Source organism: Phaeodactylibacter xiamenensis (genome assembly GCF_000759025.1).
Classification (GTDB): domain Bacteria; phylum Bacteroidota; class Bacteroidia; order Chitinophagales; family Saprospiraceae; genus Phaeodactylibacter; species Phaeodactylibacter xiamenensis.
Window position 1 is genome coordinate 29,104 of the sequence record NZ_JPOS01000039.1, and the last position, 12,329, is coordinate 41,432.

At 51.4% G+C, this 12,329-nt stretch carries 11 protein-coding genes; 5 read left to right on the forward strand and 6 right to left on the reverse strand.

Annotated elements, in window-relative coordinates; translation table 11 throughout:
* Nucleotides 1-71: 71 nt before the first annotated feature.
* Entirely contained in the window at nucleotides 72-3,215 is a 3,144-nt protein-coding gene (locus IX84_RS31125; RefSeq protein WP_152605104.1) for a lamin tail domain-containing protein, read from the reverse strand.
* A gap of 299 nt (nucleotides 3,216-3,514) precedes the next feature.
* On the opposite strand from IX84_RS31125, the gene IX84_RS16525 reads away from it, so the two are divergent.
* The gene (locus tag IX84_RS16525) at nucleotides 3,515-4,231 is read left to right on the forward strand and encodes a sulfotransferase family 2 domain-containing protein (RefSeq protein WP_044223306.1); all 717 of its coding nucleotides are present in this window, start codon (nucleotides 3,515-3,517) and stop codon (nucleotides 4,229-4,231) included.
* Nucleotides 4,228-4,890: a sulfotransferase family 2 domain-containing protein gene (locus IX84_RS16530; RefSeq protein WP_044223308.1), complete on the forward strand. Its 663-nt coding sequence runs from the start codon at nucleotides 4,228-4,230 to the stop codon at nucleotides 4,888-4,890. Before IX84_RS16525 ends, IX84_RS16530 begins: the two co-directional genes overlap by 4 nt.
* Here the strand turns inward: IX84_RS16530 and IX84_RS16535 are convergent.
* Genes IX84_RS16535 through IX84_RS31130 form a run of 4 tightly spaced genes read right to left on the reverse strand, consistent with a single transcriptional unit; the run spans nucleotide 4,879 to nucleotide 8,209 of the window.
* Nucleotides 4,879-5,970, reverse strand: coding sequence for a glycosyltransferase family 4 protein (locus IX84_RS16535; RefSeq protein ID WP_044223310.1), 1,092 nt, complete (start codon nucleotides 5,968-5,970; stop codon nucleotides 4,879-4,881). The genes IX84_RS16530 and IX84_RS16535 overlap by 12 nt on opposite strands.
* Nucleotides 5,967-6,320, reverse strand: coding sequence for a DUF2304 domain-containing protein (locus tag IX84_RS16540; protein WP_044223312.1), 354 nt, complete (start codon nucleotides 6,318-6,320; stop codon nucleotides 5,967-5,969). The genes IX84_RS16535 and IX84_RS16540 overlap by 4 nt, the downstream gene beginning before the upstream one ends.
* A gap of 1 nt (nucleotide 6,321) precedes the next feature.
* Nucleotides 6,322-7,023: a glycosyltransferase family 2 protein gene (locus IX84_RS16545; RefSeq protein WP_160213809.1), complete on the reverse strand. Its 702-nt coding sequence runs from the start codon at nucleotides 7,021-7,023 to the stop codon at nucleotides 6,322-6,324.
* A 55-nt stretch (nucleotides 7,024-7,078) separates the two neighbouring features.
* A complete protein-coding gene (locus IX84_RS31130) occupies nucleotides 7,079-8,209 on the reverse strand; it encodes a glycosyltransferase family 4 protein (protein WP_052516085.1) in 1,131 nt (376 codons plus the stop codon).
* Between the two features lie 110 nt (nucleotides 8,210-8,319).
* Between IX84_RS31130 and IX84_RS16555 the strand changes: the two genes are divergently transcribed.
* From IX84_RS16555 to IX84_RS16565, 3 genes are all read left to right on the forward strand, one after another.
* Nucleotides 8,320-9,744, forward strand: coding sequence for a pyridoxal phosphate-dependent decarboxylase family protein (locus IX84_RS16555; protein WP_044223822.1), 1,425 nt, complete (start codon nucleotides 8,320-8,322; stop codon nucleotides 9,742-9,744).
* A gap of 131 nt (nucleotides 9,745-9,875) precedes the next feature.
* Nucleotides 9,876-10,334 carry a hypothetical protein gene (locus tag IX84_RS16560; protein WP_044223315.1) on the forward strand — a complete coding sequence of 153 codons (459 nt, stop codon included), beginning with the start codon at nucleotides 9,876-9,878 and terminating at the stop codon, nucleotides 10,332-10,334.
* A 501-nt stretch (nucleotides 10,335-10,835) separates the two neighbouring features.
* Complete coding sequence (locus tag IX84_RS16565) at nucleotides 10,836-11,858, forward strand: TerC family protein (protein WP_081968828.1); 1,023 nt, start codon at nucleotides 10,836-10,838, stop codon at nucleotides 11,856-11,858.
* Between the two features lie 8 nt (nucleotides 11,859-11,866).
* On the opposite strand, the gene IX84_RS16570 is transcribed toward IX84_RS16565, so the two are convergent.
* Nucleotides 11,867-12,304: a LexA family protein gene (locus tag IX84_RS16570; protein ID WP_052516087.1), complete on the reverse strand. Its 438-nt coding sequence runs from the start codon at nucleotides 12,302-12,304 to the stop codon at nucleotides 11,867-11,869.
* Between the last annotated feature and the right edge of the window lie 25 nt (nucleotides 12,305-12,329).

The window sequence follows — 12,329 nt, forward strand, 5'->3', positions numbered from 1 at the left end:
ATCCGCAAAGGGGCCAGATTATCTCAATGCGCAATCAGAAGGCCAATGCTTCTGATTCAATTGATTTTCATTTATTGCTTGGTGAAGCGCAGCGTTTCCAGAATGCCGCTTTCGCCCTGTACTTCCAGGAAGTACATGCCGGCAGGCAGCGTTGCCACATCAAGCTGAGTTTGTACAGCGCCTGTACCTACCTGCTGCTGACGGAGCGCCTGCCCAAACTGATTGCGGACAACCACGATGGTGTTGTCCTCTAGTGCACGCTCGAAGCGCAGGTTCAGTGCATCACGGGTTGGGTTCGGGAACAAGGTCGTATTGCGTACCTCCTGAGCCGGTACTTCAAAGGTAACCGCATTACCGGTTTGTGCTTCTGCACCGCGCTTGAGGCTGATGCCGTTGATCGCTTCCTGCACTTCCTCAGAAAGTGTAGGGATTGTATTGCCAAGCACCGTTACATTACTGAATACCGCACTTGCAGGTGTATTGTTGACAGAGAAGACCACCATACCGACTTCCACGCAGGCATCCATTGGTACATAAGCGGCATTTACGAATGCGAAGCTGCCGCCACTAGTGCTGCTGTAGCCAATGATGTAGTCGCCCTGACGTACCAAACGCAGCCACTGTGGGAATGGGCGGTAGAAAGAGGTAAAGCTGCGGTTGGCATCCGTGTCGTACCGGGTAGACCAGTAGATGTTGCCGGTGATGTTGGTAAGCATGTTAACCATTTTGGCACCCGCTGCAGTGCTCTCACGGATAGCAATACCAGGGAATCCGCCCTGACGGCTCTCTACCTTTACTGTGATGGATCCATTGCCGCAAAGTTCCTGAGAAATGAAACCGGTGTTATCTGAGTCATCTTCCAGCGGGAAGTTGCGGCCTCCACTGGTGATCGCAAATTCACCATTATTGGCGTTGCACACCTCATAGCTAAATTCATTCTCGCCTTCGCCTACATCGCTGGCACCCCATGGTGCAGGCAGTTCACCTGATTCGTCTACCACAGTGATATTAGCAGTACAGCTCTGCGGGCCTTCCGGGGTGTTGACCATGACGGTCACCATGACGGTTTGGCCAAGGTCATCACAGCTCAGCGTAGCTGGGCTGATCATGCCGAGTGTGATTTCGGGGCAATCAGATGGATTGTCCTGATTGTCGATATTGACCACGTCCGCTTCTGAAAGGTTGTAAGAACCAAAGTCGAGCAGTACATCATTGTCTACGCACTCGAAAGTAGGATCTTCGCAGCAGTCCACATCCGCATTAGCGCCGCCTTTGGTGTTTTGGCAGGTCTCGGTCCATACGCCGTCAATGAGTTGCAGGGAGCCTTCTTCTGGTGTGCCGCTGCCTTCGGTAACGCCTACGTTGGTGCTGGCAAAGCCATCGACGGTCATATCGCCCTCGTAGCTCAACAGCTGGAAAATTGAACTATTGCACTCCAGTGCGATACCATCAGGGCTGCCGTTTTGCAGGGAGCTGAACTCGAAATAGTAGTAGGTTATACCGCTGGCGGTACTGCCTTCGCTGAAGTTGTCAAGGGTTTCGCTATCGTAGGAGGTGTTGTTGCTGCCATTGTAGAGTACGACCTCGATACCGGATAGATCGCCTTCAAATTCGCTGGAAACGGCTACTTCCACGAATTCATTGACATCGCCCCCAGCGTTATCGTAGTGGAATTCGCTGATGAAGATGTCATCGGTAGTTGGGCAAGAGACGCACTCGGGTACACGGAAGTAGTAAGTTGGCGTCCTGCAGGTAGTATTCATCTGATCGAGCAGCTCGATTTTTGCTACTTCACCCGGCGTGTTGTCGGTGATACTCGCCTGAAAGGATCCAGAGATAGGACCATTTTCTGCACCTGAGAAGGTGCCATATCCGATACTCGTTTCAGGATTAATATTTGAATAAGAGCCTGAGCCATTGGATACAACCGCAGATACATCAAAAAATGAGCTTTCAGCAAATTCGCCCGTTCCGCACGACAGGTTGGAGAAGGAAACATTGGTGAAGCCGCAGGTGCTCTCGGGAGCTGCTGGTGATGATGTGCACTCGGTCACGGTGAGGTCAGCTACGTTTTGTGGCTGGTTAGAGTTATGGTTAGTACAGCCGCTGGCAGTGGAAACATCCGAATAGACTTCCCAGTTGGCTTCATTCCAGCTGCCGTTATTTGGACCAGGGTTTGTCCGAATGGCTACGCCATCTTCAAATTCGTGGCAGGTATTCGAACCATCTTCACCAATAACTCCGAAAAAGTCAATAACCGTTTCAGATCCATCAATAATCGCTATTTGATCATCCCCATTACTGTCGGCAGGGCCATTGGCTCCTCCGTCAATAACAGGTGCAAATCCGTAAGCTGTCTCGAAGTCATCTGCATCTTTTGCAATGTAGGCACAGCTACCCGCTGCAAGCGTTCCGATCGAGCTAAGGCTGATATCGACATTAGTGGAAGGACCACTATTTCCATTTGTCCAGCGGCGCAGCGCCCATCCGGTCAGGTCAACACCGCTAGTGCCGCCATTTTTTATTTTAACAAAACGGGCATTTGCATTATCATTAGGGTCAGCGATCATCTCAAGGTAGATTTCCGGCGTGCTAGGAGGCGGAGGAGGAACGACACCCGTACCAGCAGTAGGCGTATTGTCATTGCCCAGGTTAAAGTCACTGATGACCCAGTCGCTGGCCATATCTGTGTCTACGCCATCCGTTACCCGGCGTACGCCTGCCGGGAAGAAATTGCCATCCGGTCCGATTACCGGGGCATCGAAGAAAAACGTGTCACCGGCATCTCCATCGGTGAGCGCAACCACATCTCTCCAGAACTCCCCACCTGTAACGGAAGAACCGGAAAGGCTGCTTGTTACCACAAGGCCATAGGTGGTGCTGCTGTTTTCCAGGGAATTGGTGATGATCTTGTTAGGGGTTACGCCATACTCCGTATTGACAAGTGCGTTACCAATGAGGTAAAACCCATTGGAGCCAATGATATCATCGGCTCCAAAGTCAAACCGGAAGTCAATCGCTCCATTATCCGATTGATCATCAGATTCTACCCCGATGATACTCAAGCCAAGTAGTGGTGTACCGGGTTCACCGTAAATTTCCACATATTCCACATCAGTGCCTGCGGTGCTGATTAGTAATTCATTGAGCACTTGTGCCTGTAGTGTTGTTCCGAACATACATAGCGCAAAGAGCATTAAGTAAATTTGTCTCATGCTGTAGTAATAGTTTTATAGATTCAGTAATTTTTTACCAATAAATCGATAGGTCTCCGGGTGGAAGACAGGGGGGCGCTTATGATAAGTAGTAGCCTAAAACAGTCGTAAATAGAATTACGGTGCGGGGGGAGCGTACATATTTTTTCTAAAGATGCCACAAAATAATCAATTCTCAGCGATTTGCCCAATTCACGCATGTTAACTATTTGTATATTTTGCTGTTTGCCAGGTCAAATGCCACTCCGGGGGTACAGAATGAGGATTTTTTTTAGCTTAGCCCTACCTAATAGCAATACATGAGTGATCAGATCAACAGACCGGACTCCAGGATTGGCAACCAACTCGAGTTGCTGTCCTTCCATATCCCTAAGTCGGCAGGAACCTCTTTCCGGAACATGCTGCGCGATGTGTATGGTGCCGAAGCCGTACTGCGCTTTGATACGCCCCTGCGCGGTAGGGGTAAATTCCGGGTAGAACAGCAGCCGTTCACCGGTCGCACCCTGCCCAACCGGGTGCGGGTGCTGCACGGGCATTTTTCCTGGCCAATGGTTAGCAATATTCTGGAGCTGTCACCGGATATCCTCAAAATTACCTGGCTCCGCGATCCGGTGGACCGCGTGGTGTCCAATTATTTCTATTTGTCAGAGCGCCTGCGGGACATTATTGACGAAGAAGGGAGAGGGGTTGATATCCTGGCAAAAATGGAGCGCAGTCTCATAGAATATGCGCAAACCGAGATCAATCAAAACCGGATGTCCAAATTCCTGGAGGGGCTGCACCTCAGGGACTTTCGCTTTGTGGGCATCCTCGAGCATATGGATGAGGATTTGCAACATATGGCGGACGCGATGGGCTGGACGATTCAGGAGGCTTATCAGCACAATGCCACTGGCAAACGCAAGCGGGAAATCACCCCTGAGGAACGGGCCATCATTGAAGCCTGCAATGCCAAAGACCTGGAACTTTATCGTGAGGCTCTTGAGCTTCGAAAGCAGGGATACTGGAAATCATGATCGAGTTAATATCCATACATATTCCCAAAACGGGTGGTACCTCTTTTTACCGGGCATTGCAAACGGTTTACGGGGTGGAGCGGGTATCGGTCTCTTTCAGAAGGCGGGATTACTTTGAAGCGGTGGAGCAGGGAGGACTGCCCCGGGCGCTGCCTTCACAGCTGAACGTACTGCATGGGCACCTGCGCTACGAAGAAGTCCGGGATCTGCACCTGCAGCATAATGCAAAAGTCATTACCTGGCTACGTGACCCGGTAGACCGCGTAGTTTCCAATTATTCTTTTTTCAAACATCGCCTGTTGCACCCGGAGCATAACCCAAAGGTGGCCGCGGCTAATGCCCACCGGGTTTCAGAAACCCTGCTGGAGTACGCCACGCTGGAGGAAAACCGCAACCGCATGTCTAAATTTATGCAGGGGCTGCATCCAAAAGACTATTTTTTCATTGGTTTGCTGGAATCCTTTGAAGCCGACTATGAACGGCTGGGGAAACGCCTGGGCTGGGCTCACATCCCACCACTGCCCCGCCTCAATGACAACCGCCGTTTCCGGAAAGCGCTACCTGAAGTCAACGAAGAGGCGCTCCGTCAGTTGCAGGCCCTCAATGCAGAAGATATGGCGCTGTACGATTGGGTGAAAACACACCGCTCAGCTTTTTAAGTCTCGGTAAAGATTGATGTAGGACTGTACAGCATCCTGTAAGTGAAAAGGGCGGAACGGCCGTTTTTCCCAGTCTCCTGCGTACGCGCGCTGCAGTGCCCGGGCGAGTGCCGCTGTGCTCATCTCCTGCATGGGCACCCAATGCCCGCTTACCACTTCGCGCAACGCACCTCGGCCGGAGGAAAGGATAGGGACGCCCATAGCAGAGGCTTCTGCTGCGACAAAGCAAAACCCTTCGCTATAGGAGGGGATCACAACACAGGACGAATGTGCGATTTCCCGATAGAGGGTCGCCCGCGGCAGATCGTGGAGCAACTGTGTCTGCTGACGGATCCCGAGTTGGTCCAATTGTGCCTGTACCCAATTGTACATTGGTTGAGGATAGGTGGGTATAATGAGCTTGAACCTGGCTTCAGGGTATTGCCTGAGCAAGGTTTGCGCTGCCGGCAGCAGGAGTTCCAGCCCCTTTGACATGCCCAGGCGCCCAAAGTAGGTGAAGGTGAATTCCTTTGGCGGCTGATGAGGATAAGCCTCAAAAGCTGTATAGTCCAGCCCGTTGTAAATCCGTAGCGCTTTTTCGTCAGCAATGCCGCTCGCACGCAACGCCTGCCGGGTGTAGTCGGATACCCCGATGAAGCGACGAAAAGGCAGTTTTAGCAGGAGTTGCTCCCAGGAGTAAAAAAGGGTACGCTGCAGCACATTAGCAAAAGGCAGCTGCCACCAGAGCTTTCCCCAGACTTCGTGGAAGGTAATCAATACCGGTTTTTTGCTAAGGGCGGCACCGATCCAGGCTGGTAAGGCGGCATTGTAGGAAGTAGTGTGTACCACATCGTATTTTTTCGCCATACGCCGGATCACCGGCAGGCTTGCCACGCTGAACCAGTAACGGTTGCGGCAGTTGACCCGCACCACTGATACGCCCTGAATGTCCTCCTGTCCGGGCAAATCGGGGCGGAACCGGGTGGTAACGACTGCAACTTTGTGACCTGCCTTTACCAACGCTGTTGTCAGCTCGTAAAACAGCTTCTCCGCTCCACCGATATAAGGATGGAAATGCTCAAGTACGAAAAGGATTTTCACGATTGGAGGTCTTCTTTTTCTGCTTGCTGAAGAGTGATTTTGCGAGCCAGCTCAGTGGTGGCCATCTGGTTTTTTTTCAGCATGAAGAAGAGTTTGTACTGGAAGAAAAAAATGAGTCCCAGGCAGAAAAAAATGATAGCGTTGATGTTGCTCTTAATCCCAAAAAAGTTGGCAATGGCCTTGGAGATTGCGTCGGGGAAGAGGGCAAAAATACCGACCGACATCCAAAAGGAGGCACCCAGAGCAGCCTCTTGCCAACTGGCTTTTGATTTCAGGAAACGCCGGAACAGGTTGAAAACAAACCCCAGGGAGGCTAGTGGAACGATAATCTGATAGACTTCAAGCTTCACGTCACTTCATTTTTGAAGGGTAAAATAGCAATTTCCAAAGCAAATCCACAGCGGTGGTAATGCCCATGACCAGGTCTTGCCCTTTGTTCAGCGAGTAGTCCGTGTAAGTGACCTGTATAGGAGCCTCGGCAATGGTCAGCCCCTTTTCTTCTGCCTGCACGATCATTTCGCTACAGTAGCCAAAGCCATCAAGCCGGAGCCGGAGATTGCGTATGGCTCGTGCACTGAGTAACCTGAAGCCCGTCTGAGTATCCGAATAGCTGCGCTGACAAAAGGTGTTCGTCAGGACATTGGAGATGCGGTTGTACAGGACACGGGTGGGCGGAATGCCAGGGGACGGGTCCAGGAAGCGGCTGCCCAGCACGATATCAGCTTCTGTTTGGGCCTGTACTTCCACCAGCCTGTGGATGTCTTCAGGGTGGTGCTGCCCATCGGCATCAATTTGTACCACACATTTCCAGCCCTGACGCCTCGCGTAAGATAAGCCGGTTTGTGCTGCTGCCCCTGCGCCACGGTTGATGGGGTGGGAGAGGACACGTGCCCCTGCCAGCCGGGCCTGAGAAGCAGTATCGTCTTTGCTGCCATCATCTATAACCAGTACATTGGGGAAGCCACTGCCAATCACCTTAGCTACGACCTGCTCAATCACAGGGCCTTCGTTATAGGCAGGAATAACAATCCATATTTGTTCTGGTCGCATCATTTTGGGGTTTCTGCTACAGCTTAGACCTCGGATTTGAAATAGATGTGCAATATAGTCATACGTGCCTGGAGTCGGGTTGTTTCGCAGCAAGTTTTTGGAGGGCTTCCTGGCAGGCTTTGGCATGTGCTGCCCAGTTGAATTGCGCTGCCCACTCCACGGATCGTTCTTTGAGAGCTGACCTTGCTGAATCGTCCAGCTGGTCTACCGCTTGCATCTGCCGGGCTATGGATGCGGGCTCCTGATGATCGATATAGTACGCAACCGAACCGCCTACTTCAGGCAGGCTGGATACAGAGGAGCAAATCACCGGGCAACCGCACCGCATAGCCTCAAGAACAGGCAGCCCGAAACCTTCGTATTCGGAAGGATATATCAAAGCCTGGGCGTGGCTGTACAATTGCGGGAGGGCTTCATCGGGCACAAAGCCGGTCAGAAGAATATCTGCCCGGTACGGGTGCTGGCGCAGCGCTTCGAAGAACGGCTCTGATTTCCATCCCCGCTGCCCGGCTACAATGAGCTGACCGCTGCCGCCATTTTGCCGGTACTGCTGATAGGCCATTAGGAGATTGACGAGGTTTTTTCGAGGCTCAATAGTGCCGACCGTAAGCCAGTAAGGGGTGGTAATGCCCTGCTGATCCAACCAGGCCCGGGTCCTCAGGGGGGTAAGTGCCGGATTGGCTCCGAGATGAGCTGCAATCACTTTGTTTTTTAGGAACGGGAAGTGTTCCAGGACATCTTTGCGCGTATGCCGGGAATTGGTGATGACCAGGCTTGCCCTTCTAAGTATGCCTTTGAGGAAGAGGCGTTGCAGCATCTGACTGTGCCAAATGTGGTACTGCGGGAAGAGCAAAGGTGTCAGGTCATGGATGACCGTCACCCGATGGACACGCCGCGGCAGATTGAAAGGGCCAAAGTGAGCAGGCTCCACTACGATATCCACCTGATGCCGCCGGAGTAAGTACGGTACAATAAAAAACATGCGGAAGGCGGCGAATACCAGCCCAAAGCGGTTGTTGGGCACTACGAGAGACTGCGTGCCCGGTATAGAGGGCATGGCTTTCTCACGCACCAGCAGGTACTCATTATCAGAGTCGAGCCGGGCTAATGCTGTGATAAGCTCGCGGGTATAGACATGTACACCGCCACGTTGATTGTCCAGAGGGTCCGCAAGTATGGCTATTTTCATGATTTTGACCTGTGCTGAATGCAAAGGTACAATCTTTGGGCTAACCTTTGAACAATGGAGATGGCCCTGACATGCAGGACAAGCAATTGGAAAAAAGTATATTCGCCACCATGAGTACTGATAAGAAGCGAATACCTGAGACGGGCCAGGATCCGGAAAAGCTGCTCGCAGCAATGGAAAGTTTTAAGTCGGGGGATGCCCGCTGGAAGGAAGGCCGTACCTGGAGTATGGTCTATCAGGTGGACGAAGCCCACAATAAGTTTTTAAAGCAAGCCTCCAACCTGTTTTTTTCAGAAAGCTACATTAACCCCTTCGCCTTTGAGAGCCTGCAGCGTATGGAAAAAGAAGTAGTCGCTATGACAGCTGATATGCTGCACGGGGACGAGCAGGTTGCTGGGACGATGACTTCCGGCGGGACAGAAAGCATTTTTCTGGCGCTGTACACCTATCGGGAGTGGGGGCGAAAGGCCAAAAGAGGCTGCACTGAGGTGATTGCGCCGGCTACCATCCACCCGGCTTTCGAGAAAGCAGCTCACATCCTTGGGCTTCAAATAAAGAAAGTGGAAGTAGGAGAAGATGGAAAAGCAGATGTGGAAGCCATGCGGCGGAAAATCGGCCCCGGAACACTAATGCTTGCAGCTTCTGCACCCTCTTATCCGCATGGGTTGCTCGACCCGATTCCATCTATTTCTCAGGTCGCACAGGAGCATCAGTTGCCCTTCCATGTGGATGCCTGTATAGGGGGGTTCATGTTGCCATGGGTGGAGCAGTTGCGCCCGGAACTTGTCCATCCCTGGGACTTCCGGCTGCCTGGCGTCACCTCCATATCCGCAGACACACATAAATTTGCCTACGGAGCAAAGGGCAGCTCAGTCCTGTTGTACCGAAGTATGGCTTACCTCAGGCATCAGTTTTTCATAACCACCGACTGGGCAGGAGGCATTTACGCCTCAGCTACGCTTCTTGGGTCACGTTCCGGCGGTCCTATCGCTGCCGCCTGGGCCGCGATGAACAGCCTCGGGCGGCAGCGCTACCTGGAGCTTGCCGGGCAGGTAATGGCGGGGGTGGATCAGCTCAAAGCAGCGATTGAAAGTATACCGGAGCTGGATTGGATCGGCGCGCCCTGCATGAATATCCTCGCTTTTGCTACCCGGAATAACCGGCCCGATATATTTGTGGTGGCGGATGCGCTGGCAGAGAAGGGCTGGTATGTGGACCGGCAGCAGCGTCCCAATTGCATTCATGTGACCGTCATGCCTCAAAATTTGCCAGTGTTGCAGGCTTACATCGATGATCTCCGCTCTGCTGTTGCTTTTGCAAAAGCCAACCCCAACGCAAAGGCAGAGGGCAATGCGGCACTCTACGGGCTTATGGCAAGAATCCCCTTCCGGGGAATGGTGGCACAGAATGTGCGAAAAATGTTTGAAACGCTATATGGGAACCCGGCTGAGGAGGACGCTTCTACCGAGCCCGAGCCTGCAAAGTGGATGGGCTGGGCCAACCGCTTGCTTAGCTTCAACCCGTTTCGGCGGTAACAATAAAAGAAGCAGAAAAAACAGAATTGATGATTTATGCCACTGCTTTTTTTACCGTAAAAACCTATTTTTGTTTCAAAAGCACCAACCCACAATCAGACGAAAAAACCAAAGTTTAAAACAAGATATATATGTTTAAAAGTATCGATGCCCTTTCACCTCAGGACCAGAAAGTATTGTACGATGCAGTCCCTCAGGTTGTTCTGCTTGTTGCCGGTGCCGATGGTATTATCGACGATTCCGAGTTGGCAGCCAGTGAAAAAGTAGCTCATGTCCGGTCTTTTGACTTTCATCCGGAGTGGATGGAGTTTTACGAAAAACTGGATCAGGACCTTCATGAACGGCTGCTGGCTATGATCCAGGATTTACCAAGGGAGACAGAGCCCCGGCAGGAAGAGCTGGTCAGCCGGCTTTCCAATGTTAATGCAGTACTCAAAAAGATTGATAAGCGGCAGGCCCGGCATTTTTATGAGGGGCTGTTGAGCCTTGCGGGCCACGTAGCCAAGGCCTCCGGTGGATTTATCGGTTGGCTGAGTGTAGGGCCCAAAGAAGCGAAGGTGACGGATTTGCCTATGATCGATCCAGTCTGATTTAAGTTGGCATTTTTAGGGATAGTAGGGAACATAGCTTTTGTTTTCTGGTAGAGTAGGAGTAGCTATGGTGCTACCTTGGGCATTGTCCATGGTTTCACCTTGCCAAAATCTACGTTTTTATGAAAGCATTCCTACTATCCCTGACCTTAATGTTTGGCCCTCTGGCTATAGTGCCCGCTCCTGTAGCTGTGCAATCGGCTGCAACTTTATATTTCAGATCTTACCTATGTCCTGAATGTGATTCCTGACCAAGTAGAAAATAAGACTATCAGATAGCCGTGTGTATCCGGGCTTGTCTGGTCGTAGCCAAATTGTAAAGAACTGCCGGGAGCTTCGGTATACTGGCCGTTTGCAGGGGCATGAAATCAACAAACCTTCTTTTCCGCGCATTTATAGATGGAAAGCGGTGGTTACAAAGCCGCATTACTGAATCTAACAGCAGCACCACGGCACAAAGCGCAAACAAGGCAGCGGACAATCCTGCCAAAAAGCAACTACATGTTCATCTGGATCGGGTTTATTACCCTCGTATTTTTTCTTCTGGCCCTTGACCTGGGCGTCTTCAACCGTAACCCTCATGCTATTACCACGCGTGAGGCGCTGGGGTGGACAACGTTGTGGGTAAGCCTGTCTCTGCTGTTCAGTGTATTTATATACTACGCCTATGGCAATGGCTGGGTCGCCAATCCGGAAGCGCTTACTGCAAAAGATGCGGTGCTTAAATACCTGACGGGTTATCTGGTTGAGCAATCGCTGAGCATGGACAATATATTTGTCATTGCGATGATCTTTACCTACTTCAGTATCCCGCAAAAGTATCAGCACCGGGTGTTGTTTTGGGGTATACTCGGAGCGTTGGTTTTCCGCGGGATTATGATTTTTCTGGGCGTGGTACTGATTCAGAAATTTGCCTGGCTGACTTATGTATTTGGCGTGTTTTTGTTGTACTCTGCCTATAAAATGTGGTCCTCCAGTGAGGCGGTCCATCCACACCAAAATCCGGTGATCAAGTATGTAAGCCGCCTCATACCCGTTACCAAAGAGTTCGACGGAGAGCAGTTTTTTGTCAAGCGCAAGCATATTACAGCGGCGACGCCATTGTTCGTTGCGCTTATGGTGGTGGAAACCACCGATATCATGTTTGCCTTCGATAGTATTCCGGCTATTTTCGCGATCACGACTGATCCGTTCCTGGTCTTTACCTCTAATATCTTTGCCATTTTAGGGCTGCGGTCTCTGTATTTCGTGCTGGCTTCCATCCTGGACCGCTTCAAGTACCTGCAGCATGCTCTGGTGTTTATACTTGCCTACGTAGGTGTGAAGATGCTATTGGTGCATCAGGTCCATATTCCGGAATGGTTATCCCTGACAGTCATTTTTATTTCTCTGGGTGCCGGTGTATTGTTTTCCCTTTACAAAGCGCCCAAAGCTGAAGAAGCCCCGGCAGAACAAGCTGCACAGGATATTGCCGAGTCTGCTTCCAGTCAGTTGGACGCCCGTTCAGAGGGTCAGGGGCAATAAGGTCAGGGCTATCTGGGGATAATCATATCTTTAACTACGCCCCAAATGGCAAATTCCATATCCGGCTCCAGTGCAATGATTTCCTCATCGGTTTGGATACTGATCTGTTCTTCCTGCATATGCAGGCGGCAGACGATAAAGCTGCCTTCGAAATAAGCGGCTATGATATCCCGGTGGCGGGGTGTGGCCTGCCGGTCAACAATAGCAATATGTCCGGGCAGAAAGCCTTCACTGCCCAGCGTTTCCTGGCTGACCCGCAGAAAGAAGGTATGTGCCGGGTGCCGAATGAGGGCCAGGCTCAAATCCAGCCGGATGAAGTTGTACTCCTCGCCCGGGAGTGGAAAGCTTTTGCCATCACTGGCCTCCACTTGCAGATAGGGCGTCATCTCATCCATATCCACAACAGGAACCGTTTGGAAATCTTCGTAGGACCGTATTTTTACCATCGTACATTTTGTTTAGTTGCCACAA